The organism is Salibaculum halophilum (assembly GCF_002094885.1).
In the GTDB taxonomy this organism is placed as follows: domain Bacteria; phylum Pseudomonadota; class Alphaproteobacteria; order Rhodobacterales; family Rhodobacteraceae; genus Salibaculum; species Salibaculum halophilum.
In genome coordinates this window covers 133,089-157,335 of record NZ_MSIT01000003.1, presented here as the reverse complement: position 1 = coordinate 157,335, position 24,247 = coordinate 133,089, and the positions used below count along the sequence as shown (strand labels likewise).

27 protein-coding genes and 1 riboswitch are annotated in these 24,247 nt (G+C 67.6%); of the genes, 20 read left to right on the top strand and 7 right to left on the bottom strand.

Annotated features, from left to right (window positions below; genetic code table 11):
* Positions 1–29 precede the first annotated feature (29 nt).
* From BU124_RS03685 to metK, 3 genes are all read left to right on the top strand, one after another.
* Positions 30–917 carry a hemolysin family protein gene (locus BU124_RS03685; protein WP_084861097.1) on the top strand — a complete coding sequence of 296 codons (888 nt, stop codon included), beginning with the start codon at positions 30–32 and terminating at the stop codon, positions 915–917.
* Positions 910–2,454 carry an apolipoprotein N-acyltransferase gene (gene lnt, locus BU124_RS03680; protein WP_084861096.1) on the top strand — a complete coding sequence of 515 codons (1,545 nt, stop codon included), beginning with the start codon at positions 910–912 and terminating at the stop codon, positions 2,452–2,454. Before BU124_RS03685 ends, lnt begins: the two co-directional genes overlap by 8 nt.
* Before the next feature lie 17 nt (positions 2,455–2,471).
* A riboswitch (SAM-SAH riboswitch) is annotated at positions 2,472–2,522 on the top strand.
* Positions 2,523–2,528: 6 nt separating this feature from the next.
* Entirely contained in the window at positions 2,529–3,710 is a 1,182-nt protein-coding gene (gene metK, locus BU124_RS03675; protein ID WP_084861095.1) for a methionine adenosyltransferase, read from the top strand.
* A gap of 54 nt (positions 3,711–3,764) precedes the next feature.
* On the opposite strand, the gene BU124_RS03670 is transcribed toward metK, so the two are convergent.
* A complete protein-coding gene (locus tag BU124_RS03670; protein ID WP_084861094.1) occupies positions 3,765–4,187 on the bottom strand; it encodes a DoxX family protein in 423 nt (140 codons plus the stop codon).
* Between the two features lie 163 nt (positions 4,188–4,350).
* Here BU124_RS03670 and trmB point away from each other — a divergent pair, with 163 nt between their 5' ends.
* From trmB to BU124_RS03600, 14 genes are all read left to right on the top strand, one after another.
* Positions 4,351–5,061, top strand: coding sequence for a tRNA (guanine(46)-N(7))-methyltransferase TrmB (gene trmB / locus BU124_RS03665; protein WP_084861093.1), 711 nt, complete (start codon positions 4,351–4,353; stop codon positions 5,059–5,061).
* 230 nt (positions 5,062–5,291) lie between these two features.
* The gene (aroA, locus tag BU124_RS03660; protein WP_084861092.1) at positions 5,292–6,641 is read left to right on the top strand and encodes a 3-phosphoshikimate 1-carboxyvinyltransferase; all 1,350 of its coding nucleotides are present in this window, start codon (positions 5,292–5,294) and stop codon (positions 6,639–6,641) included.
* 1 nt (position 6,642) lies between these two features.
* Positions 6,643–7,122, top strand: a complete 480-nt coding sequence (locus tag BU124_RS03655) for a hypothetical protein (protein ID WP_084861091.1) — start codon at positions 6,643–6,645, stop codon at positions 7,120–7,122.
* A complete protein-coding gene (locus tag BU124_RS03650; RefSeq protein WP_084861090.1) occupies positions 7,119–7,727 on the top strand; it encodes a (d)CMP kinase in 609 nt (202 codons plus the stop codon). The genes BU124_RS03655 and BU124_RS03650 overlap by 4 nt, the downstream gene beginning before the upstream one ends.
* A 228-nt stretch (positions 7,728–7,955) precedes the next feature.
* Positions 7,956–9,638 carry a 30S ribosomal protein S1 gene (gene rpsA / locus BU124_RS03645; RefSeq protein ID WP_084861089.1) on the top strand — a complete coding sequence of 561 codons (1,683 nt, stop codon included), beginning with the start codon at positions 7,956–7,958 and terminating at the stop codon, positions 9,636–9,638.
* A 256-nt stretch (positions 9,639–9,894) separates the two neighbouring features.
* Positions 9,895–10,176, top strand: a complete 282-nt coding sequence (ihfB, locus tag BU124_RS03640) for an integration host factor subunit beta (RefSeq protein WP_084861088.1) — start codon at positions 9,895–9,897, stop codon at positions 10,174–10,176.
* 9 nt (positions 10,177–10,185) lie between these two features.
* Positions 10,186–10,536, top strand: a complete 351-nt coding sequence (locus BU124_RS03635) for a LapA family protein (RefSeq protein ID WP_084861087.1) — start codon at positions 10,186–10,188, stop codon at positions 10,534–10,536.
* A gap of 2 nt (positions 10,537–10,538) precedes the next feature.
* Positions 10,539–11,183, top strand: coding sequence for a phosphoribosylanthranilate isomerase (locus BU124_RS03630; protein WP_084861086.1), 645 nt, complete (start codon positions 10,539–10,541; stop codon positions 11,181–11,183).
* A gap of 35 nt (positions 11,184–11,218) precedes the next feature.
* Positions 11,219–11,446 carry an N-(5'-phosphoribosyl)anthranilate isomerase gene (locus BU124_RS03625; protein ID WP_084861085.1) on the top strand — a complete coding sequence of 76 codons (228 nt, stop codon included), beginning with the start codon at positions 11,219–11,221 and terminating at the stop codon, positions 11,444–11,446.
* A gap of 150 nt (positions 11,447–11,596) precedes the next feature.
* Positions 11,597–12,847, top strand: a complete 1,251-nt coding sequence (gene trpB / locus BU124_RS03620) for a tryptophan synthase subunit beta (RefSeq protein WP_084861084.1) — start codon at positions 11,597–11,599, stop codon at positions 12,845–12,847.
* Between the two features lie 157 nt (positions 12,848–13,004).
* Positions 13,005–13,508 (top strand): PepSY domain-containing protein, encoded by a 504-nt coding sequence (locus BU124_RS03615; protein ID WP_084861083.1) that lies wholly within the window; start codon positions 13,005–13,007, stop codon positions 13,506–13,508.
* A 98-nt stretch (positions 13,509–13,606) separates the two neighbouring features.
* Positions 13,607–14,230 carry a TIGR02466 family protein gene (locus tag BU124_RS03610; RefSeq protein ID WP_084861082.1) on the top strand — a complete coding sequence of 208 codons (624 nt, stop codon included), beginning with the start codon at positions 13,607–13,609 and terminating at the stop codon, positions 14,228–14,230.
* A 46-nt stretch (positions 14,231–14,276) separates the two neighbouring features.
* Positions 14,277–14,774, top strand: coding sequence for a PepSY domain-containing protein (locus tag BU124_RS14735; RefSeq protein WP_179141857.1), 498 nt, complete (start codon positions 14,277–14,279; stop codon positions 14,772–14,774).
* A gap of 20 nt (positions 14,775–14,794) precedes the next feature.
* On the top strand, positions 14,795–15,352 hold the full coding sequence (locus BU124_RS03600; RefSeq protein WP_084861081.1) for a helix-turn-helix transcriptional regulator: 558 nt from the start codon (positions 14,795–14,797) through the stop codon (positions 15,350–15,352).
* Here the strand turns inward: BU124_RS03600 and BU124_RS03595 are convergent.
* From BU124_RS03595 to pth, 3 genes are all read right to left on the bottom strand, one after another.
* Positions 15,270–15,647, bottom strand: a complete 378-nt coding sequence (locus tag BU124_RS03595; protein ID WP_084861080.1) for a DUF2237 family protein — start codon at positions 15,645–15,647, stop codon at positions 15,270–15,272. The genes BU124_RS03600 and BU124_RS03595 overlap by 83 nt on opposite strands.
* Positions 15,648–15,720: 73 nt before the next feature.
* A complete protein-coding gene (locus BU124_RS03590) occupies positions 15,721–16,737 on the bottom strand; it encodes a DUF2332 domain-containing protein (RefSeq protein WP_084861079.1) in 1,017 nt (338 codons plus the stop codon).
* Entirely contained in the window at positions 16,734–17,408 is a 675-nt protein-coding gene (gene pth / locus BU124_RS03585; RefSeq protein ID WP_084861078.1) for an aminoacyl-tRNA hydrolase, read from the bottom strand. The genes BU124_RS03590 and pth overlap by 4 nt, the downstream gene beginning before the upstream one ends.
* Positions 17,409–17,540: 132 nt before the next feature.
* Between pth and BU124_RS03580 the strand changes: the two genes are divergently transcribed.
* Positions 17,541–18,797 carry a sensor domain-containing phosphodiesterase gene (locus BU124_RS03580; RefSeq protein ID WP_245831598.1) on the top strand — a complete coding sequence of 419 codons (1,257 nt, stop codon included), beginning with the start codon at positions 17,541–17,543 and terminating at the stop codon, positions 18,795–18,797.
* A 57-nt stretch (positions 18,798–18,854) separates the two neighbouring features.
* Here the strand turns inward: BU124_RS03580 and BU124_RS03575 are convergent, their stop codons facing one another.
* On the bottom strand, positions 18,855–19,508 hold the full coding sequence (locus tag BU124_RS03575) for a 50S ribosomal protein L25/general stress protein Ctc (protein WP_084861077.1): 654 nt from the start codon (positions 19,506–19,508) through the stop codon (positions 18,855–18,857).
* A 216-nt stretch (positions 19,509–19,724) separates the two neighbouring features.
* Between BU124_RS03575 and BU124_RS03570 the strand changes: the two genes are divergently transcribed.
* Positions 19,725–20,882 carry an MFS transporter gene (locus BU124_RS03570; protein WP_084861076.1) on the top strand — a complete coding sequence of 386 codons (1,158 nt, stop codon included), beginning with the start codon at positions 19,725–19,727 and terminating at the stop codon, positions 20,880–20,882.
* On the opposite strand, the gene BU124_RS03565 is transcribed toward BU124_RS03570, so the two are convergent.
* Positions 20,883–22,046: an alpha-hydroxy acid oxidase gene (locus tag BU124_RS03565; protein ID WP_084861075.1), complete on the bottom strand. Its 1,164-nt coding sequence runs from the start codon at positions 22,044–22,046 to the stop codon at positions 20,883–20,885.
* Positions 22,047–22,142: 96 nt separating this feature from the next.
* On the bottom strand, positions 22,143–22,934 hold the full coding sequence (trpA, locus tag BU124_RS03560; RefSeq protein ID WP_084861074.1) for a tryptophan synthase subunit alpha: 792 nt from the start codon (positions 22,932–22,934) through the stop codon (positions 22,143–22,145).
* A gap of 135 nt (positions 22,935–23,069) precedes the next feature.
* On the opposite strand from trpA, the gene ychF reads away from it, so the two are divergent.
* Complete coding sequence (gene ychF, locus BU124_RS03555) at positions 23,070–24,167, top strand: redox-regulated ATPase YchF (protein ID WP_084861073.1); 1,098 nt, start codon at positions 23,070–23,072, stop codon at positions 24,165–24,167.
* The last annotated feature ends 80 nt before the right edge of the window (positions 24,168–24,247 follow it).

Below are 24,247 nucleotides of genomic sequence, written 5' to 3'. Positions count from 1 at the left end.
GTTCCAGGGGCCAGCACCGGTAGGAGAAAATGGGCGACACGACCGACGGGTCTTCTGACGCGGCGCAAAGCGCGCCACCGGATGCCACCCAGCACGTTCAGCGCGGTTTCTTCGACCGCATCGTCGAGGCGTTCAATCCCTCTGACATGTCCCAGACCCAGACCACCGAGGCCAACGGCCAGGCGGTTACCGCGCCGCGCCCGGGGTTGGCCAACCTGCGCCGCATGCGGGTCGAGGACGTGATGATCCCCAAGGCCGAGATCGTCGCCGTCCCGCGAGACATCTCGAAAGAGGACCTTGTGAAAATCTTCCGCGAGAGCGGCTACACGCGGCTTCCGGTCTTCGACGGCACGCTGGACACGCCGGTGGGCTTTGCCAACCTCAAGGACCTGGCGCTGACCCACGGCTTTGACTGCGACAACGACACCTTCGACCTGCACGCCCTGCTGCGGGCGCTGCTGTATGTGCCGCCCTCGATGCCGCTCGGGGTGCTGCTGCAGAAGATGCAGTCGGACCGGATTCACATGGCCCTAGTGATCGACGAATACGGCGGCACCGACGGTTTGCTGACGATCGAGGACCTGCTGGAACAGGTCGTGGGCGAGATCGAGGATGAACACGACACCGACGAGTCGGTGCCCTGGAAGCTGGAGCAGCCCGGCGTATATATGGTCGAGTCCCGCACACCGCTGGACGAGTTCGAGGCCGAGATCGGCCTGCCCCTGACCGGCCCCGAGGAGATCGACGAGGACGAGGTCGACACCCTGGGCGGGCTGGTGTTCATGCTGGCCGGGCACGTGCCCGCGCGCGGCGAGGTGATCCCGCACCCCGACGGCGTCGAGTTCGAGGTGGTCGAGGCCGATCCGCGCCGCATCAAGCGGCTGCGGGTGCGTCTGCGCGGACGCGAGGGTGGCTGACACCTCGCGCCCCGCGGCGGCGATCGCTGGCCGCAAGGGGCGCTGGCCGCGCCTGGCGGCGGGCCTGGCGATCGGTGCCTGCCTGGCGCTGGGGCAGATGGGTGACGGGCCGCTGCGGGTCGTCTGGGTTCTGGCGGGCCTTGTGCTGGCCCTGCGACTATCCCGTGGCGTCTCGGCCGGGCAGGCCGCGTGGATCGGCTGGGCCATGGGCCTGGCTTATTTTGGCATCACCCTGCGCTGGATCGTCGAGCCCTTCTTCGTGGACCCGGTGCGCCACGGCTGGATGGCGCCCTTCGCCGCGGTCGGCATGGCCGGGGGCCTGGCGCTGTTCTGGGCCGTGGCTTTCGGGCTGGGCGCGCGCCTGGCGCGGAACCCGGCCCTCAGGCCGGTCGGGGTCGCGGCCGCGCTGATCGCGGCGGAATACGCCCGCGCGCAAGTTCTGACGGGCTTTCCCTGGGCAATGCTGTCCTACAGCCTGATCGGCGGCCCTGCGGACTATCTGTTCGCGCAGGTGGGGCCGCACGGGGCCAGTGCCGGTCTGGCCGCGGTCGCTGTTCTGGCCGCGCTGGCGCTGGAGCCCGGTCGGGCGAGGCTCTGGCCCATGCCCGTGCTGATTTGCGCGGGGGTGGCCGGCGGCAGCCTGGCCATGCCGGTGCCGGAGACGGACCCGCAGGCGCCCACGGTGCGGCTGGTCCAGCCCAATGCGCCGCAGCACCTGAAGTGGGACCCGGCCTCGATTCCCACCTTCTTCGACCGCGCCATCGCGGCGACCGCCGCCGACCCGCCCCCCGACGTGGTGATCTGGCCCGAGACCTCGGTCGCGTCGCTGCTGCGCAATGCCGACCCGCAGCTGGAACGGATGGGGCGGGCCGCGCGCGGTGCGCCGGTTCTGGCGGGGCTGCAGCGCTGGGCGCCCGAGGCCGGCTATCACAACAGCGCCGTGGTGGTGGAGCGCGACGGCAGCGTCGCCGCCCTCTATGACAAACAGCACCTGGTGCCCTTTGGCGAATACGTGCCGCTGGTCTGGATCTTCGGCAAGATCGGCCTGACCGGCGTCGTAGACATGGCGCGCGGCTATGCGCCGGGCACCGGCGGCGGCACGGTGGATGTTGCCGGGCTGGGCCGGGCCCGCATCCTGATCTGCTACGAAGGCATCTTCCCGGAAGAGATCATCGCGGAGGGCCCGCGCCCGGATGTCCTCGTGGTGATGACCAACGACGCCTGGTTTGGCACCGGGCCGGGGCCGCGCCAGCATCTGCTGCAGGCCCGCGCCCGCGCCATCGAGCAGGGCCTGCCGGTGCTGCGCGCGGCCAACACCGGCATCTCGGCGGTGATTGACGCGCGCGGGCGCGTCGGTGCCAGCCTGCCCTTGGGCGAGACCGGGCACCTGGACGTGCAGGTGGGTGACACGCTGCCGCCGACGCTCTATGCGCGGGCCGGGGACTGGCCCGTCCTGGTGGTGCTGCTGGGCACACTGGGGCTGGTCGCGGTGCGCGGCCGGCGGATTGACATTGACGGTGACGCGGCCGCCCGCTAGGCCGACTGCAACAAGAAATCCGCCCACAACGGCTTCCTGGCGTGGCGCGGCAAATCCTCAACGGAGCACTTCCCATGACACGCGACAATTACACCTTCACCTCGGAGTCCGTCTCCGAGGGGCACCCGGACAAGGTCTGCGACCGGATTTCTGACGCCATTCTGGATGCCCTTCTGGCCGAGGAGGCCGAGGCGCGTGTCGCCTGTGAAACCTTCGCCACGACCGATCGCGTCGTGATCGGCGGCGAGATCGGCCTGGCCGACACCGGCAAGCTGGCCGAGAAGATGGAAGCGATCGAGGGGATCGCCCGCGACTGCATACGCGACATCGGCTACGAGCAGGACAAGTTCCACTGGCGCACCTGCGAGATCACCAACCTGCTGCACGAACAGTCCGCCCATATCGCCAAGGGGGTCGATGCCGGCGCGGACAAGGACGAGGGCGCGGGCGACCAGGGCATCATGTTCGGCTATGCCTGCGACGAGACGCCGGACCTGATGCCGGCGCCGATCCTCTATTCGCACGCGATCCTCAAGCGCCTGGCGGAGGTCCGCAAGGACGGCACCGAACCCACCCTCGGCCCGGACGCGAAAAGCCAGATCAGCCTGCGCTACGCGGGGGGCAAGCCGGTCGAGGCGACCCAGATCGTTCTGTCAACCCAGCATTCCGACGAGGGCCAGAGCAGCGCCGAGATCCGCGACATCGTCGAGCCCTACATCCGCGAGATCCTGCCGGCCGACCTGATCACCGACCGCACGGAATGGTGGGTCAACCCCACGGGCACCTTCGTCATCGGCGGCCCCGATGGCGACGCCGGCCTGACCGGGCGCAAGATCATCGTCGACACCTACGGCGGGGCCGCGCCCCACGGCGGCGGCGCCTTCTCGGGCAAGGACCCCACCAAGGTGGACCGCTCGGCGGCTTATGCCGCGCGGTATCTGGCCAAGAACGTCGTGGCCGCGGGTCTGGCGGCGCGCTGTACGCTTCAGCTGTCCTATGCCATCGGCATCTCGCACCCGTTGTCGGTCTTCATCGACACCCACGGCACGGGCAAGGTGCCGGAAACGGCGATCGAGGACGCCATCGGCAAGGTCATGGACCTGACCCCGCGCGGCATCCGCAGGCATCTCGACCTGAACCGGCCGATCTATGCCCGCACCGCCGCCTATGGTCATTTCGGCCGGGCGCCCGAGCCCGACGGCGGCTTCAGCTGGGAACGCACCGACCTGGTCAAGGCGCTGCGGGGCGCAGTCTGACCAAGCGGGAAACGGCCCCGCCGGGGCGGGGCCGTTTGCAGGTTTGCGAGTGGCTCAGCTTGCGGATGGCGCGCGTCCGGCCCGCGCGTCGAGCGACCACGCGCCGGCGCCGAACGCCACGACCATCAGCATGCCGCCGGCAATGGTCATGTTCTTCATGAAGCTGATCATCTCGCCCTGGGCGGCCATGCCCTCCATCCCGAAAGAGGGGACGAGGTGAAACAGTACGCCCGAAAGCACCGAGAAGCCGGCCAGAAGGACCGCAGCGATGCGGGCCTGCCAGCCCAGCAGCAGGGCGAGGCCGCCCACGACTTCGGTGAAGATGGCCAGCGGCAGCAGGGCGCCGGGCACGCCCATGGCTTCCATGTATTGCTGGGTGCCGGCATAGCCGGTGATCTTTTGCAGCCCCGACATGATGAACATGAAGGACAGCAGCAGCCGGGCCAGCGGCGCAGCGTAGGGGGTCAGGTTTGTCATCGGTGTCATTCCTTGAATTGCGATACCGCCACTATCTGCAAGCGGCGCGGTTTGGGCGCAATTGGGCTGAGACGCGGAGTTTCTGTGCGATTGCGCACGCCTCTGACGGTGCGGCCAGTGTTGGCGTTGCGCCATCGCGGGAGTGCGGCTAGAGACCGCCGGCATGAGCGAGCGCAAACACCCCCGCGCCCCCTGGCGCAATTTCTACGGCCGGACCAAGGGCAAGGGCTTGCGCGACAGCCAGCAGGCCTATCTGGACGAGGACCTTGCCAGGCTCTCGCCCGGGCCGGTCGACTGGGACGCGAACCCCGAACGCACACCGCTTGATCTGGTGGCGCTGTTCGGCGGCAGGGAGGTCTGGCTCGAGATCGGCTTCGGCGGGGGCGAGCATCTGGTCCACCAGGCCGCGCATAACCCCGGGATCGGCCTCATCGGCTGCGAGCCCTACATCAACGGTGTCGCCATGCTGCTGGGCAAGATCCGCACCGCCGGGGTGACGAACCTGGCGGTGCATCCCGGCGACGTGCGCGATCTGTTCGACGTGCTGCCCGACGCCTCGATCGCAAGGGCCTTCCTGCTCTACCCCGACCCCTGGCCCAAGACGCGCCACCATCGCCGCCGCTTCGTGACGCCGGACTACCTGAAGGCGCTGGCCCGGGTAGTCCGGCGCGGGGCCGAGTTTCGCGTGGCGACGGATATCCCCGATTACGTGCGCCAGACGCTGGAACAGGTGCCCGCGTACGGCTTCGAATGGCTCGCCGAGGGACCGGATGACTGGCGCAATCCCTGGGCGGACTGGGTGCCGACCCGGTACGAGCAAAAGGCGCTGCGTGAAGGCCGCGTGCCGCATTACCTGACCTTCCGCAGGCTGTAGCCGGGCCGGGGGCGCTGCCCCCGTCGGCCGCTGGCCGACTCCCCCGCGGTATTTCCGACCCAAAGAAGCGATCGAGCGATACCCATCCCCGCCTCGGCCATGATCGCGCACCGGAGCGATTGCGCGACGGCCCAAGCCCCCGCGGTACTTGGCACCCAAAGAAGCGGACGGTGTGGACCCTTGGGCCGGGCCGGTCTATCAGGCGGTAGACTGAAAGACCGGAGACCCGCATGTCACGCCATGGTGCCCCCATCCCGATGACCGCCCGCAAGGGCGGGCCGTTGCAAGGCGCGGCGCATGTGCCCGGTGACAAGTCCATCTCGCATCGGGCGCTGATCCTCGGGGCGCTGAGCGTGGGCGAGACGCGGATCACCGGCCTGCTGGAGGGCCAGGACGTGCTGGATACCGCCCGGGCCATGCGGGCCTTCGGCGCCGAGGTGACAGACCACGGCGGCGGCGAGTGGTCAGTGCATGGTGTGGGTGTCGGCGGTTTCACCGAGCCGGACCAGGTGATCGATTGCGGCAATTCCGGCACCGGCGTGCGGCTGATCATGGGGGCAATGGCGACCTCGCCCGTGGTGGCGACCTTCACCGGCGATGCCTCGTTGACCGCCCGGCCCATGGGCCGGGTGACCGAGCCGCTGGCGCTCTTCGGGGCGCAGGCCGTGGGGCGTGCGGGCGGGCGTCTGCCGATGACCATCGTCGGGGCGGCGGACCCGGTGCCGGTGCGCTACGCGGTGCCCGTGCCCTCGGCGCAGGTGAAATCCGCGGTGCTGCTGGCCGGGCTGAACGCCCCGGGCGAAACCGTGGTGATCGAGGCCGAGGCCACCCGCGACCACACCGAACGGATGCTGGCGGGCTTCGGGGCCGAGCTATCGGTTCAGGATACCGAAGACGGCCGCGTCATCACGCTGACCGGCCAGCCCGAGTTGACGCCGCAGGCCATTGCCGTGCCGCGCGACCCGAGCTCGGCGGCCTTTCCGGTCTGCGCCGCGCTGCTGGTCGAGGGCTCGGACGTGCTGGTGCCCAATATCGGGCTGAACCCGACGCGGGCGGGGTTGTTTTATACCCTGCAGGAGATGGGCGCGGACCTGACCTTCGAGAACAGTCGCGAAGAGGGTGGCGAACCCGTCGCCGACCTGCGCGCGCGGTTCTCGCCGAACATGACAGGGGTCGCGGTGCCGCCAGAGCGTGCGGCCAGCATGATCGACGAATACCCGGTGCTGTCGGTGGTGGCCGCCTTTGCCAAGGGAAAGACCGAAATGCGCGGCGTCAGGGAACTGCGCGTCAAGGAATGCGACCGGATCGATGCCATGGCGCAGGGGCTGCGCGCCGCCGGTGTCATCGTCGAGGACGGCGCGGACTGGTGGATCGTTCACGGCCGCGGGCCGGGAGACGTGCCCGGCGGGGTGACGGTGCAAAGCCGCCTGGACCACCGGATCGCCATGGCCTTCCTGGTGATGGGGCTGGCCACGCAACGGCCGATGCGCGTTGACGATTGCGGGCCGATCGGGACCTCGTTCCCGATCTTCGAGGGGCTGATGACCGGTCTGGGCGCGGGCCTCACCCGGTCGAACTGAGATGCGTCTGGCGCGGCGGATCACCGGGTCCGTGGCCCTGGGCACCTACCTTGTGATGGGGGCGCTGCTCTATTTCACCGTCATCCCGGGTGCCGGCGGGCATTACCCGCCCGATTTTCAACTTCTGGGCTATGATGCCGCGGCGATCACGCCCTTCCTGGCGGCCCTGACGCCGGAGGCGGGCCGGGCCTATGCCGCCGTGCTGGCCGGCTGGGACAGGGTCTTTGCGGTCGCGTTGGCCGCCTGGCTGGCGCTGGTCGGCTGGCGCCGGGGCGGATTGCGGGTGCTGGTGGCGGGGCTTGCGGCGCTTTATGCCGGGATCGACCTGGCCGAGAATGCGGCGATCCAACGTCTTGTCGTCGGCGCGGCACCGGATGCGGCCGCGGTGCGCGCCGCGTCGGCCCTGACACAGGCGAAGTTTGCATCGCTCTACCTGGTCGTGCTTGTCTTGATCTGGCATCTGAGGAGGCCCCAACCATGAGTTTCACCGTCGCCATCGACGGCCCTGCCGCCGCCGGAAAGGGCACGGTGTCCCGGGCGGTCGCGGCGCATTTCGGACTGGCCCACCTTGATACGGGGGTGCTTTACAGGGCCGTCGGCAAGCGTGTGCTCGCAGGCGAGGACCCGGTTGCCGCGGCTTGCGCTCTGCGGGCCGAGGATCTGGAGGTCGCCGGCCTGCGCACGCCCGAGGTGGCACAGGAGGCCAGCAAGGTGGCCGCGATTCCGCAGGTGCGCGCGGCACTGGTGGACTTCCAGCGCGCCTTCGCCCGGCGGGCCGGGGGCGCGGTGCTGGACGGGCGCGACATCGGCACCGTGATCTGCCCCGAGGCCGAGGCGAAGCTGTTCGTCACCGCCAGCGCCGAACGCCGGGCCGAACGCCGCCTGAAGGAGCTTGTCGAGGCCGGCCACCCGGCAAGTTACGAAAATGTGCTCGCCGACGTTCGCGCGCGCGACGCGCGCGATACAGACCGGGCCGAGGCCCCGCTGCGGCCGGCACCGGGTGCCGTCTACATCGACACATCCGAGCTGACCATCGCCGCGGCCGTGGACAGGGCCATCGCCGCGGTGGCCGCAGCCCGGGCCTGAGGCCCGGGCCGGCGCTGCGTCGACGCAGCGCCCGCGCCCCTTGCCGGCGGTGCGATTATCGCCTATACGCGCGTCTGTCGACGCGTTGGGACAGCCGCACGAGGCGCAGGGCCGGGGTCCCCGGCCCTCTCTCGTTCTATCACCCCCGCGGGGTCGACCAATCCACCCCAAGACCCGCGGAGACAACCGCGCGGCCGGAATAAGACGCTATAAGGAACCACACGCCACATGGCTCAGAACGCATCCATGGAGGAATTCGAAGCCCTCCTGAACGAAAGCTTCGAAATGGACACGCCCCAAGAGGGCTCGGTCGTCAAGGGCAAGGTCATCGCCATCGAGGCGGGCCAGGCCATCATCGACGTCGGCTACAAGATGGAAGGCCGCGTCGATACCAAGGAATTCGCAAATCCTGGCGAGACTCCCGAAATCGCTGTCGGCGACGAGGTAGAGGTCTACCTGCGCGCTTCCGAGAACGCCCGCGGCGAAGCCGTGATTTCCCGCGAGATGGCCCGGCGCGAAGCCGCCTGGGACCGTCTGGAAAAAGCCTACGCCGACGAGGAGCGCGTCGAGGGCGCGATCTTCGGCCGCGTCAAGGGCGGCTTCACCGTCGATCTCGGCGGCGCCGTGGCCTTCCTGCCCGGCAGCCAAGTCGACGTGCGCCCGGTGCGCGACGCCGGCCCGCTGATGGGCCTCAAGCAGCCCTTCCAGATCCTCAAGATGGACCGCCGCCGCGGCAACATCGTGGTCTCGCGCCGCGCCATCCTCGAGGAAAGCCGCGCCGAACAGCGCGCCGAGGTCATCGCCAAGCTGGCCGAGGGGCAGGCCGTGGACGGCGTGGTCAAGAATATCACCGAATACGGGGCCTTCGTGGACCTTGGCGGCGTCGACGGGTTGCTGCACGTCACCGACATGGCCTGGCGCCGGGTGAACCACCCCTCCGAGATCCTCTCGATCGGCGAGACGGTCAAGGTGCAGGTCATCAAGATCAACAAGGAAACCCACCGCATCAGCCTCGGCATGAAGCAGCTGCAGGACGATCCCTGGGATGCCGTTGCGGCCAAGTATCCGCTGGAATCGGTGCACACGGGCCGCGTGACGAACATCACCGACTACGGTGCCTTCGTCGAGCTCGAACCGGGTGTCGAGGGCCTGGTCCACGTCTCCGAAATGTCCTGGACCAAGAAGAACGTGCACCCCGGCAAGATCGTCTCGACCAGCCAGGAAGTCGAGGTCATGGTTCTCGAGATCGACGAGGCCAAGCGCCGCGTCTCTCTGGGCCTCAAGCAAACCCAGCGCAACCCCTGGGAAGTCTTCGCCGAAACCCACCCCGAGGGCACCGAGGTCGAGGGCGAGGTCAAGAACATCACCGAGTTCGGCCTGTTCATCGGCCTGGAGGGCGACATCGACGGCATGGTGCACCTCAGCGACCTCAGCTGGGACGAGCGCGGCGAGGACGCCATCCAGAACTACCGCAAGGGCGACGTGGTCAAGGCCAAGGTCACCGAGGTCGACGTCGACAAGGAGCGCATTTCGCTGTCGATCAAGGCGCTGGAGGGCGATCCCTACGCCGAGGCCGTCGGCGGCATCAAGCGCGGGTCGATCATCACCGTCGCGGTCACCTCGATCGAGGAGGGCGGCATCGAGGTCGAATACGACGGGCTCAAGTCCTTCATCCGCCGCTCCGACCTGAGCCGCGATCGCGCCGAGCAGCGCCCCGAGCGGTTCCAGGTCGGCGACAAGGTCGACGTGCGCGTGACCAACATCGACAACAAGTCCCGCCGCCTCGGCCTGTCGATCAAGGCACGCGAGATCGCCGAGGAGAAAGAGGCCGTCGAGCAGTTCGGCTCGTCGGACTCGGGCGCCTCGCTGGGCGATATCCTCGGCGCCGCGCTCAAGGGTGACGACGACTGACGCCGGCCGGACTGGTCCGGCCCGAGGCCCCCGCTGCACCCGCGGCGGGGGTTTTCTTTTGCGAATCGACGTCGGGCGGGCCGGTGCGGCACCGGCGGACAAGCCCGACCGGTCGGGCGGTCACGCTGCAGCCCCGCGGGTCTATGGTCGAATTTCGTCGGTAAACGCCGTCACGGCTATTTCACGATGGCGTCATCGCGCCTATAGTGTTCACGCGTCGGACAGACGGGCGCCGCAGTCGCAGGGGGGCGATCACATGATCCGGTCGGAGCTGATCGAGAAGATTGCCGAGGAGAACCCGCATCTCTACCAGCGGGACGTCGAGCGCATCGTCAACACCGTGTTCGAGCGCATCATCGACGCCATGTCCGAGGGCAACCGGGTAGAGTTGCGCGGATTCGGTGCCTTTTCGGTGAAAAAGCGGGACGCCCGTATCGGGCGCAACCCGCGCACCGGCGAGGCGGTTCAGGTCGACGAGAAGCATGTCCCGTTCTTCAAGACTGGCAAGCTCTTGCGCGACCGGTTGAACGGCGGGTAGGACAGGTCCATGAGCTATATCAGATATACCTTCTGGGGCGTGGTCGCGATCGTGCTGGTCGTCGTTGGTTTGGCCAACCGCACGCCGACGCAGCTGCGCGCGATGCCCGACGAGCTGGCCGAATTCCTCGGCCTGTCACCCACGATCGAACTGCCACTGTTTGTCGTGCTGTTCCTCGGCGTCGGGCTTGGCCTCGTCATCGGCTTTCTCTGGGAGTGGCTGCGCGAACATCGTCTGCGCTCGGATGCGCGGTCGAAATCGCGCGAGCTGGACCGGCTGCGCCGCGAGGTTGACCGGCTGAAGGAAGAAAAGCACGAGGGCCAGGACGAGATCCTCGCCGTGCTCGACAAGGCCAGCTGACGGTGCCCGACATAGCGGTGAAGATCTGCGGTCTGCGGAGCGCGGCGGACATCGGTGCGGCTGTCTCTTCGGGCGCGCGCTATCTCGGCTTCAATTTCTTTGACCCCTCGCCCCGGTCGGTGACGCCGGATGTCGCTCGTGCGCTCGCGCTGGACGTCCCGCCGGGCGTCGCCAAGGTGGCGCTTGTCGTCGATGCGTCCGATGTGGCGCTCGACGCGCTGGTCGAAACCGTGCCTGTGGACATGCTGCAATTGCACGGGCGCGAGTCGCCCGCGCGCGTGGCCGAGGTCCGCGCGCGCTACGGCTTGCCGGTTATGAAATGCCTCGGGATCGCCGGTCCCGGGGATCTGGAGGCAATCGACCGCTACAGCGACGTGGCCGACCAGCTCCTGCTGGATGCCAAGCCGCCCGAGGGGGCGGCGCTGCCCGGCGGCAACGGTCTGGCCTTCGACTGGCGCCTGCTGGCCGGGCGCGGGTCCTGGGACCGGCCCTGGATGCTGGCCGGCGGGCTGACCCCCGAAAACGTGGGCGAGGCCGTGCGCCGGACCGGCGCGACACAGGTCGACGTGGCCTCGGGCGTCGAGAGCGCCCCCGGGGTCAAGGATGCGGGCAGGATGGCCGCCTTCTGCGCCGCCGCCCGCGGTTAACCGTGCCTTTACCTTCCACGGGCAAGGCTGCGGTCATGACCCGTTTGCCCGACTATCTCACACCCGAGATATGGCTCGACAACGTCTTTGCCGCGGCCGAAGCGCGCAGGGGCGGTGTGCTCAAACGGCAGGTACGCGATGTCGAGCGCATCTGCGGACTGGACCTGTTCCTGTACGAGGCGCGCAAGCGGGGCTTTCAGATCCTGCGCAACGGCAAGCCTTTCATCATCTGCAACGCCGCCCCTGTCTTGCGGGTGCTGTAGGCGGTCCGTCGACGGACCGCGGCCCGCTGCGTCGACGCAGCGGCGCACGCGCGGTCACCGCGCGTGTAACCAAGGCGCATCGACGCGCCTTGCGCTTGTTTCCGCCAGATCGCTTCATTAGGAACGATCAAGCCAAGCCTGGAGGTTCCCATGGCCAACGACCTATTCAATTCCTTCATGACGGGCCCGGACGAGCAGGGCCGTTTCGGCAATTTCGGCGGGCGTTTCGTCTCGGAAACGCTGATGCCGCTGATCCTCGAGCTTCAGGCCGAATACGACAAGGCCAGGGACGACCCGGCCTTCTGGGATGAGATGCAGCATCTCTGGATACATTACGTTGGCCGGCCCAGTCCGCTCTATTTCGCGGAACGCCTTACCGAGCATCTCGGCGGGGCGAAGATTTACCTTAAGCGGGACGAACTGAACCACACCGGGGCGCACAAGATCAACAACGTGCTGGGCCAGATCCTTCTGGCCCGCCGCATGGGCAAGACCCGGATCATCGCCGAAACCGGCGCCGGCCAGCACGGCGTGGCCACCGCCACGGTCTGCGCCAAGTTCGGCCTGCAGTGCATCATCTACATGGGCGCGCATGACGTGCGCCGCCAGGCGCCCAACGTGTTCCGGATGCGGCTGCTGGGGGCCGAGGTCATCCCGGTGAGCTCCGGGCGCGGCACCCTGAAGGACGCCATGAACGACGCGCTGCGCGACTGGGTCACCAATGTCCGCGACACGTTTTACTGCATCGGCACCGTCGCCGGGCCGCACCCCTATCCGGCCATGGTCCGCGATTTCCAGTCGATCATCGGCAAGGAGGCAAAGGAACAGATGCAGGCGGCCGAGGGCCGCCTGCCCGACACGATCATCGCGGCCATCGGCGGCGGGTCCAACGCGATGGGGCTGTTCTATCCCTTCCTCGACGACAAGGAGGTGCGCATCATCGGGGTCGAGGCCGGCGGCAAGGGCGTTGACGATCAGATGGAGCATTGCGCCTCGCTCACCGGCGGGCGTCCGGGGGTGTTGCACGGCAACCGCACCTATCTGCTGCAGGATGATGACGGGCAGATCCTCGAAGGGTTCTCGATCTCGGCCGGTCTGGACTATCCCGGCATCGGACCCGAACATTCCTGGCTGCACGATATCGGCCGGGCCGAATATGTTTCGATCACCGATGCCGAGGCGCTGGAGGCGTTCCAGCTGTGCTGCGCCAAAGAGGGGATCATCCCGGCGCTTGAGCCCAGCCATGCCCTTGCCCACCTGATGAAGATCGCGCCGGACCTGCCGCGCGACCACGTCATCGTCATGAACATGTGCGGGCGCGGCGACAAGGACGTGCAGACCGTGGCCAGGCACCTCGGGTTCGACATGACCGATACCGAGGAAGGCCGCGACATCGCCTGAGACCCGGCCGGCCGACCGTAAACCTCGGTTTAGGGGCGGCTACCCGCGGTTTATCGCAGCCTGGCTAAACCCTGTGTCAATGGATCAGGGCTACGGGGCCGTCCAGTGTCGGGGCACGTCGCAGTCGCGGCGCAACACAGACATCGGAGTTTGACCCATGAAAACGACCCTTCTGAGCACCACCGCCGCCCTCGCCCTGGCCACATCGCCAGTATTCGCGCAATCGGCCACCGACCAGATCGTTGCTGACCTGCAGAGCCAAGGCTACACATACATTGAGGTCAAGGAAGGCCCCAGCCAGATCAAGGCCGAGGCCGTCCGCGACGGCAGGAAACTGGAAGTGGTCTATGATTCCGCGACCGGCGAGATCCTCAAGCAGGAGACCGAGGCGGCCGAGGGCGACTATGCCACGCGCACGGGTGTCGAGGTCGACAGCGATGACGAGGACTTCCTCGATGACGACGATATGGACGAGGCCGACGACGACGAGATGGACGACGAACGCGACGATGAAGATCGCGACGATGAAGAGCGCGACGATGAAGAGCACGACGACGATGAGCACGACGACGATGAGCACGATGATGAAGGCGACGAGGACGACGAAGACGATGACGAGGACGACGAAGACGAAGACGATGACGAGGGCGAAGACGACTGATCCCGCGGGGTAGTTTCCCTGCCGCCGCCCGTCCCGACCGCCCCGTCGATGCCTTGTCGGCGGGGCGGTCCGCTTCCCCCCAAATCCAAAGGCCAAAGATGACGCTCGAACAGACCCGGTACGAAAAGCTCTTCTCGACCCCGGTATTCCGGTTTCGGGTCCCGGATCACGCCGCGTTCAACGCCGCCCTTCTGGACGAGGGCGCGCGCCTGCGCGCCGACACTGACGGGGCGGCGAAGTCCAACCGCGGCGGATGGCATTCCGAGGGGAACCTCTTCGACCGCGACACCGCCTGTGTCACCCGGCTGCGCCGCCTCGCGACCGAGGCGATCTTCGCGGCCAATGACAGGATCGGCGCGCAGGCCCCGCGCGAGTCACTGGCCCTGAAGATCTTCGGCTGGATGAACGCCAACCCGCGGGGGGCCTTCAATGCGCCCCATACCCACCCCGGGGCGCATTGGTCGGGCGTCTACTACGTTGCCCAGCCCGAGATCGAGGCGGGCAATTCCGGGATGATCGAATTCGTCGACCCGCGCAGCGATCTTCCGAACTGGCGCATCCTCCAGGCCCCGCCGTTTCGAATGAAAAAGAAGTTGCGCCCGGCGCCGGGCGAGATGATCCTGTTCCCCTCCTACCTCGTCCATTGGGTCTACCCCAACGAAACCGACGAGGAACGCTGGTCGATCGCCTTCAACGCCACCTTCCGGAAGGCCAAAGCATGACCTTTTCAAGTGCTGTTCGTCGTGCACCCGTGCTATACCTATCGCCATGATCCGCATCGCCCTGATCATACTCGCCTTGACAGCCTCACCGGCCCTGGCGCAAAGCGTCGAGGAACAGGTCCGGAGCCAGCTCAGCGCGCAGGGGTTCACCGAGATCGACATGCGGCGCACCCTGCTGGGCCGCCTGAGGGTGGTCGCGACGAGCGAGACCCATCGCCGAGAGATCGTCATCAATCCGGGCAGCGGCGCAATCCTGCGAGACTACTGGGAAGAGCGGGACGGAGATGATGAGGACGATGATGATGGTGTGCGCGTTTTCATCCCCGATGGCGCAGACGGCGACAGGCGTGATGATGAGGACGACGACGACCGGGACGATGACCGCGCGGACAGGGAAGACGAAGAGGTGCGGCGCGACGACGAGGACGACGACGACGAGGACGACGACGACGACGACACCGACGACGACGACAGCGACGACGAAGACGACGACGATGATGACGATGGTGAAGATGATGACGACGATGATGAAGACGACGATTGATCCGGTCGCCTGACCCGTCGATGTCAGCGGATCGCTTCATCGTCGCGGCGCTGGTCGTGCAGGTCGCCTGCGCGGCGTTTTTCGTCTGGACGATCCTCGAATCCCTGCTCGGTCTGCCACCGATCGGCTGGCAGGCCTACGAGTTGATACAGATCGGGGCCGCCCTCGGGCTTGTCCTCGGGATCGTGATGGGCGGCATTGCCCTGCGCCGGGCGCGTCGCCGCACGGCCCGCGTCGAAGCCCAGTTGCGCGCGGCCTCTGGGGCCTTCATGGACCTGATGCAGGAGCGGTTCGCCCAATGGGGCCTGACCGCGGCGGAACGGGACGTGGCGCAGTTTTCAATCAAGGGCCTGTCCACGGCCGAGATCGCCGCGATGCGCGAGACCTCGGAAGGGACGGTCAAGGCCCAGACCAACGCGATCTACCGCAAGGCCGGCGTCGGCGGACGCCCGCAACTGCTCAGCCTGTTCATCGAGGACCTGATGGACGGCCCCGTCACCGGGCGTCCAGCGCGTATTGCCGAAGAACCTCCAGCGGCACGATCTCCAGCGCCCGCTGATGCGTCGCCGCCAGGCTGACCCGGGGCGCGCAGCCCTCGTCGTGGGCCTGCAGGAACCGGCTGGCGCACAGGCACCACTGGTCGCCGGGGCTCAGCCCGTCAAAGCCGAACTCGGGCCGCGGGCTGCTCAGGTCGTTGCCGACGTATTTCGAATAGGCCAGGAATTCGGCCGTCAGCACCGCGCAAACGGTATGACTGCCCCGATCCTCGGCGCAGGTATTGCAGGCCCCGTCGCGGAAGAATCCGGTCACCGGGTCCATCGAGCACTGGGCGAGCGGCTCGCCCAGCACGTTCACGGAAGCGTCTTTTTCCATCAGTTCAAAGCCTTTGTCATCTAGCACACCATTGGTGTGGCTGAGTTTCGTCGGCCCGACGGACGGGCAATAATCAGCCGCTGAACCGGACCCAACGACCGTGGAAGTCGATCCGCCCGAGGTTCAACGTGATATCGCCGGGCCACAGCCGCAGGGTCATGGCCGCGCCGGGTGAGTTGCCGTCGTTTTCCACGGTGAACCAGGCCAGCGGTGACAGGTCCGTCGCGGAGCGGCCGGCCGCCTCGACCAGCGCGGTGCCACGGGCGCGAGCGCCGGCGGAAAAATACTGCCAGGCGACCGTGGAATAGACCATGTGGCACGTTCCGGACTGGTGAGGCAGGCGGCTTTCCAGCCAGTCGATCCCGTCGGCCCGGTCCACAACATGGTCCGACATGGCGATGGCCGCGTCGGTCCAGTGCAGGCGGTCGGTCTGGTCAGGCCAGAGATAGGCGCGCAGGCGCAGCCTGTCGCGCACCGTGTCCAGCGGGTTCAGGTCGACGCCGCGTCGTTCGATCACGGTGGGGTTGTTGGGGGGTGGCGTCGGCCCGTGCCAATCCGGGGTCAGGACCAACGGACTGTGCCCCGGCCCTAACCGAAGATTGCCCAACTGCAATGCGAAACGATCCCAGAAAAGGTTCAGCCCCGCGCTGGCCCCCAGTTCCGAAAGCCGCAAGGGCAGGGCGAAACGGTCGTGAATCACGTGACCGGCCAGGATCAGCGCGGCAGAGCGGCGCACCTCGTTCGTCTGAGGCGGGCTTTTGATGAAGTCGTCGATGAACGCGGTCTCGAGCGCCAGCGCGGTTTCGACGGCATCCCAAAGCGCATCGTCGTCGACCCGCTGGGGCGGATAGGCCGGGGTCAGCCCGCCCCGGTCCATAAGGCGCAGCGCGTGCAATGCACTGCACAGGCGCAGGGGCACGCTTTCCGCGCCAGGGCCAAGATCTCCCGGCCAGTCGAACAGGCGCGGCCCCAGCGGATGTGCGGGTGTCAGACGTTCGGCGAAAAGGGCGCAAAGCTGGCCCATAAAGGGCGAACCGAGGTCTTCGCAGGACCGGGCTTGATAGGTGAATGCCTCGGCCAGCCGTGTCACTTGAACCGGTCCACCAGCTTTTGCAGCGCGCTGCGATCGTCCTCTGGGGCGGGCTCCGGTTCGGGCCTGGCCGCGGGTTTCGGCGCCGCTGTCGCCGGCCGGCTGGGCGCCACCCGCGCGGCCACGGCATTGAGGAACTTCGGTCCCTCGTCCTGCGCAAGCTGCACTGCGCCGTCCGAGATGCCGCGCATCTCGTCGTCAAGCCAGTCCGCGTCGGCCTTGGCGAAGTCGGACAACACGTAGCCGGACACCTTGGTCTTGTCGCCGGGATGCCCGATGCCGAGCCGCACCCGGTCGTAATGCGGCCCGATGTGCTGATGGATCGAACGCAGCCCGTTGTGGCCCGCGTGCCCGCCCCCGGATTTCAGGCGCACCTTGCCCGGGGCCAGGTCGAGCTCATCGTGAAAGACCACCACGTCGGTGCTGTCGAGCTTGTAGAACCGTATCGCCTCGCCAACCGACTGGCCCGAGAGGTTCATGAAGGTCTGCGGCTTGAGCAGAACAACCTTTTGCGGGCCCAGCCGCCCCTCGGTCAGCTGGCCCTGGAACTTCGACCGCCAGGGCGCGAAGCCGTGGTCCCCGGCGATCCGGTCAACGGCCATGAAGCCGATGTTGTGACGGTTGCGCGCGTATTTCGCGCCCGGATTTCCGAGTCCGACGAAGAGTTTCATGCCACCGCTATAACGCGGGGCACGCCACCTGCACAATTCAAACCGAATGCGATGGAAAACGCCCTAGCGGGATAACCGTGTCTTAGGGCCTGCAGGGCGACGACACGGTATCAACTTGCAAGGGAATGCGTCGTGAACACCGGTCGAAACGAACAATCGCACACCGGCCTGCCGCCGACCGACGGATTGCTGCATGTCCTGAACGTCGATAGCGGGGATGCCGACGCCGTCATCACCTCGTCGCTGACGTTCGTGCGCAAACACCTCGGGATGGACGTTGCCTATCTTTCCGAATTCCAGGGCGACGATTTCGTGTTCCGGGCGGTCAGTGCGCCGGGGTTCGAAGACCTTGTGCAGGTGGGCGGCACGATGCCGCTGGACCGGGTCTATTGTCGTCACATCCTTGAAGGGCGGCTTCCCGAATTGATCCCGGACACCGCCGATCAACCCTTTGCACAAGGCATCGCAATCACGCATGACCTGCCCATCCGGTCGCATGTCAGTGTGCCGATCCGTCGGCCCGACGGTAGCCCCTACGGCATGTTCTGTTGTCTCAGCCGCGAGCCCAAGTCCGGGCTGAATCCCCGCGACCTGGAGGTCATGCGCGCCTTCGCCGACGTGTCGGCCGATCAGGTGAACACCCGGCTGTCCCGCGAGGCCGAGTATCGCGAAACGGTGCAGATGGTCGAGCGCGTTCTTGACCAGTCCGCCTTTGATATCGCCATGCAGCCCATCGTGGATATCGCCACCGGCCGGGTTGCCGGCCACGAAGCGCTGTGCCGCTTCACGCCGGACCCGTATCGCCCCCCGAACGAGTGGTTCGATCTGGCCGCGACGGTGGACCTGTCGCAGGACCTCGAATGCCGCGTGATCGAGCGTGCCCTAGAGTTTTTACCCGCGTTGGACCCGAACCAGTACATTTCGATCAACATTTCGCCGGACACCCTTGCGGCAGGTCGGCTTGCGCCGCTGTTGCAAGATGGTCCGAGCGGGCGTGTGCAGGTCGAAGTGACCGAACATGCGGTCATCGCGGACCCTGACCTGTTCGCTTTCGAAGCGGCCAGGCTGCGCCGTCGCGGGGCGAGGCTGGCCGTGGACGACGCCGGTGCGGGCTATTCCGGCCTGCAACAGATCATCCGCTTGCGCCCGGACGTCATCAAGCTGGACATGTCGTTGACTCGGGACATCGACACTGACCCGGCGCGCCGGTCCCTGGCCGCTGCGATGGTGAAATTCGCGGCGGACACCTCGGCCCGGGTGGTCGCAGAGGGGGTCGAGACGCGGGCAGAGTTGGACATGCTGCGCCGGTTGGGTGTCTCGCACGGGCAGGGCTATTACCTTGGGCGGCCCAAGATTCGCCAGCCGCCCGGCGTGATACGATCCGCCTGACGCAAAAACGGGACCCGTCGCCGGATCCCGTGTCTTGCATGCCGGTCCTGCAGCGGGTCAGCTATCCGGGTCGTCCTGCGCGGTGGCGGGCACGTCGTCGGCTGCGGCCTCGTCCTCGTCCTCGTCATCCGCGGCGGCGAGGCTCGACGGGGCCTGCACGTTGGCGATGACAAAGTCACGGTCGATGGTCGGCTTGGTGCCCTTGGGCAGGTCGATCGAGGAAATGGTGATCGTGTCGCCCATCTCCAGCCCGGCGACCGAGGCGGTCAGCTTTTCGGGGATGTCGCCGGCGGTGACGATCAGCTCGACCTCGGGGCGGACGACCGTGAGGATGCCCCCCTTCTTGAGGCCCGGGCAGTCGTCCTCGCCCTCGAATTCGACGGGGATGAACAGGTTGATCTTGGTGGACCGCTTCAGGCGCAGCAGGTCCAGGTGCGTCGGAAGGTCCTTGACCACGTCGCGCTGGACGTTGCGGCAGATCACGCGCACGTCGTCGTGCCCTTCGACCTTGAGGTTGAACAGCGTCGACAGGAACCGCCCGTCGCGCAGCCGCTTGATCAGGACGTTGAAGGGGATGTTGATGGGCAGCGGATCGGCTTCGCCGCCGTAGACGATGCCGGGCACCATGTGTTCGCGCCGGGCCTGACGGGCCGCGCCCTTGCCGGTGCCTTTGCGTTCATGTGCGACGAGATCGGGAATCTCACCAGCCATAGGTCTGTCCTTTCAATTCGCGCACCCCGCGGTCTGGTCGGGGCCCACTTTGCCATGAGAGGGCCCCCTGTCTGGGAGGCGCCCCGGTGAAGCCGCGCGTATAAGACGGTTTGACACCGTTGAAAAGGGGGGTCTTGTGCGGGCCGCGCGGAATTCCCAGGGCGGCCCGGGCGGTGGGGGCTTGCCGCCGGTGCGTGTCTGTGATGACTGCCGGACATGTCGATCGTGAGCGCTATCAGACTGTCCCGCGTGCCCGGCTCCGCCTTCCTGGCGCTGGGCCTGTTCTGGGGCAGTTTCGCCGCGCAGGTCCCGACGCTCAAGGCCGGGCTGGGGGCGTCGGACGGGCTGTTCGGCACGCTGCTGCTGGGGTCCTCCTTCGGGCTGGTGACGGCCATGCTGATCGCGCCGCGCGTCGATGCCCGGTTGGGCGCGCGCAGCATGCAGACGGCGGCGCTGATGGTGGCGCTGGCCATGCTATTGCCGGGTCTTGTCACCGCGCCGGTGGCCTTTTTCCTGGTCATGGTGCTGCTGGGGCTGTCTTCGGGCCTGCTGGACGTGCTGATGAACACCCGCGTCAGCGACCTGGAGGCGGAGACCGGCCAGCCCCTGATGAATGCCAATCACGCGCTCTTCTCGGTGGGCTACGCGACCGGCGCGATTCTGGCCGGGCTGGGGCGCGAGGCGGGCCTGCCCGCGCTGGCCATCTTCGCCGGGATCGCCGCCATCATGGCGCTGATGGTGCTGCGGCTGCGGATGACCCCGGCCACCGAGGCGGGCACCGACCCGGCCGGCACGCGGTCGCCGCTGGGGCCGGTGCTGCTCTGCGGGCTGGTGGTGCTGGTCGCCTTCGGGGCCGAGGCCACGGTCGAGGCGTGGTCGGCCCTGCATATCGAGCGCACTCTGGCCGGCGGCGCGGCCGAGGGCGCCATGGGCCCCGCCACGTTGGGCCTGACCATGGCCTTCGGCCGCTTCGCCGGGCAGGCGGTGTCGCAGACGTTCCGCGAAACGCATGTCGTCATGGTCGCGGCCTGCATCGCCGCCGCCGGGGCCGTGATCGCCGCCGCCGCCCCCGCGCCGGGCATGGCCTACCTGGGCTTCGGGGTTCTGGGGCTTGGCGTTTCGGTGATCGGGCCGCTGGCGCTGGGCCTGGTGGGCAAGCTGGTCACGCCGCGGCAACGGTCGCGCGCCATCGCCCGCGTCTCGATCATGGGCTTTTCGGCGTTTTTCTTCGCGCCGGTCCTCATGGGTTGGTCGAGCCAGGTCTGGGGCCTGCGCGTGGCCTTTGCCGGGGTCGCGGGGACGCTGCTGCTGGCGGTGCCGCTGGCGCTCATGATCCGCGCGCTGCAGGCCCGCCGGGCCGTCCTTGCGGCCTGATCACTGCCAGCGGCCCTCGAAGTCCTCGGGCACCATCAGGATATCGCGGTCCAGCGTGGTGACATCGCGCCGCCCGCACAGCCCCATCGAGACATCCAGTTCCTTGTGGATGACCTCGAGCGCGCGGGTCACGCCGGCCTCGCCCATCGCGCCGAGGCCGTAGGTATAGGCGCGCCCGACGTAGGTGCCCGTGGCCCCCATGGCCAGCGCCTTGAGCACGTCCTGGCCCGAGCGGATACCGCTGTCGAGATGCACTTCGATCTTGTCGCCCACGGCATCCAGGATCGCTGGCAGCGCGCGGATGGAACTGAGCGCCCCGTCCAGCTGCCGCCCGCCGTGGTTCGACACGATGATCGCGTCGGCGCCCACGTTCAGCGCCTCGCGCGCGTCGCGCGGGTCCATGATGCCCTTGATGATGAGTGGGCCGTCCCACATCTTTCGAAACTGCCGGATGCGGTCCCAGTCGAGTGCCTGGTCAAAGGCCTCGGCCGTCCAGGTGGCAAGCGACGAGCCGTCTGTCACGCCCTCGGCATGGCCGATGACATTGCCGAAAAAGCGCCGCTTGGTGCCCAGCATCCCCAGCCCCCAGCGCACCTTGGTCATCATGTCGGCCACGGATTTGACCGTCAGCTTGGGCGGCGCGCCTAGGCCGTTCTTGATGTCCTTGTGGCGCTGGCCCATCAGTTGCAGATCGACGGTGATCACGGCGGCCGAGCACTTGGCCGCCTTCGCCCGGTCGAACAGGCGCTGCATGAAGGCGTCGTCCTTGAGGGTGTAGACCTGCATCCAGAAGGGCTTGTCGGTGTTGCTGGCCACGTCCTCGATCGAGCAGATCGACAGCGTCGACAGGGTAAAGGGCACGCCGAACTTCTCCGCCGCGCGGGCCGCCTTGATTTCGCCATCGGCCGATTGCATGCCCGTCAGGCCCACCGGGGCGAGGGCCACGGGCATCGCCACGTCCTGCCCGATCATGCGGCTTTCGGTGCTGCGGCCGGTCATGTCCCGGGCCACCCGCTGGCGCAGGTAGATCCTGTCGAAATCACTGGAATTCTCGCGAAAGGTCTGCTCCGACCAGCTGCCCGACTCCGCGTAGTCGTAGAACATCTTCGGCGTGCGGCGCTTGTGAAGCCGCTTGAGGTCGTCGATGCAGGTTATGACGGGCATGGCGGCGCCTTTGATCCATATTGGTTAGGTTCTGTTACCAATCGGACCAGCGTGTCGCAATGATAAAGCCGGGTCGCGGTGCGGCGGCCCCGGCGCTCAGGCCGAATGGGTCCCGTCGGCCAGGGTCTTCACGAAAGCCAGAACGTCCGTGACGCTGTCGCCCTGCGCGATGCGCTCGACAATAGCCGAGCCCACGACCGCGCCGTCGGCGACCTCGGCGATGGCCTGCGCGCCCTCGGGCGTCTTGATCCCGAAGCCCACGATGACCGGCAGATCGGTCTGCGCCTTGATGCGCGCCACCTCGGGGCCGACATCGCCCGCCTGCGCCGTGGCCGCGCCGGTGATCCCGGTGATCGAGACGTAGTAGACGAAACCGGAGGTGTTGGTCAGCACCTTGGGCAGGCGCTTATCATCCGTCGTGGGCGTGGCCAGCCGGATGAAGTTCAGCCCGGCCTGCTGCGCGGGCAGGCACAGTTCGCCATCCTCTTCGGGTGGCAGGTCCACGATGATCAACCCGTCGATCCCGGCCTCCTGCGCCTGTTCGAGGAACCGGGCCACGCCGCGCGAATAGATCGGGTTGTAATAGCCCATCAGCACGATCGGCGTGGTGTCGTCCGACTTGCGCAGCTCGCGGGCGATCTGCAGCGTTCGGTCCAGGGTCTGGCCGCCCTCCAGCGCGCGCTGCCCGGCCCGCTGGATCGTCGGGCCGTCGGCCATGGGGTCGGTAAAAGGCTGGCCCAGCTCGATGATGTCCACCCCGGCCGCGGGCAGGCCCGTCACGATCTTCTGGGAGGTCTCGTAATCCGGGTCGCCGGCCATGACATAGGCCACGAAGGCCTTGCGGCCGGCGGCGCGCAGCTCCGCGAATTTGGCGTCGATGCGGGTCATGGGCGGTCCTTTCCAGATGATGCCCCGATGTGCGGCAATTCCGCCCCGAGATCAAGCGCATCGCCCCGCCGCGGCCTTGCAGCCCCGCGCCCCAGCCCCTATGAGGCGCGCAACCACCAGCGAGAGGAACGCGCCATGGGCTTCAAGATGGGGATCGTCGGCCTGCCGAACGTGGGCAAGTCGACGCTGTTCAACGCGCTCACGCGGACCGCCGCCGCGCAGGCCGCCAATTTCCCCTTCTGCACGATCGATCCCAACGTTGGCGAGGTCAACGTCCCGGACCCGCGCCTCGACACGCTGGCCGGGATCGCGAAGTCGAAACAGATCATCCCCACGCGCATGACCTTCGTCGATATCGCTGGGCTGGTGAAGGGGGCGAGCCGCGGCGAGGGGCTCGGCAACCAGTTCCTGGCCAACATTCGCGAGGTCGACGCCATCGCCCATGTTCTGCGCTGCTTCGAGGACGGCGACGTGACGCATGTCGACGGCCGCGTCGACCCCGTCGCCGACGCCGAGGTCATCGAGACCGAACTGATGCTGTCGGATCTGGACAGCATCGAGAAGCGCCGCGCCGGGCTGGTGCGCAAGCTCAAGGGCAACGACCCCGACGCCCGGCAACAGGACCGCCTGTTGGCCGCGGCCCAGGACATGCTGGAAGACGGCAAGCCGGCCCGCATGGCCGAAGTCGACCCCGAGGACGCCAAGGCCTGGAAAGGGCTGCAACTGCTGACCACCAAGCCAGTGCTCTATGTCTGTAATGTCGGCGAGGGCGACGCGGCCACCGGCAATGCCCATTCCGCCGCCGCCGCCGAGATGGCCGCTGCGCAGGGCAACGCCCATGTCGTCATCTCCGCGCAGATCGAGGAAGAGATCAGCCAGCTCGACGCCGAAGAGGCCGCGATGTTCCTGGCCGAGATGGACCTTGACGAGGCGGGCCTCGATCGCCTGATCAAGGCGGGCTACGCCTTGCTGCACCTGGAAACCTATTTCACCGTCGGCCCCAAGGAGGCCCGCGCCTGGACCATCCCGGCGGGCACCACCGCGCCAAAGGCCGCCGGCGTGATCCACGGCGATTTCGAAAAGGGCTTCATCCGGGCCGAGACCATCGCCTACGACGATTTCGTCGCCTTGGGCGGCGAACAGCCCGCCAAGGAGGCGGGCAAGATGCGCGCCGAAGGCAAGGGTTACATCGTCCGCGATGGCGACGTGCTCCACTTCCTGTTCAACACCTGACGGCCCCCGGCGCGAACAACGCGCATAAGGGCATATGAGGCCGAATTCTTTCGCGGTCTACCGCGCCGGCCTGCGCAGAC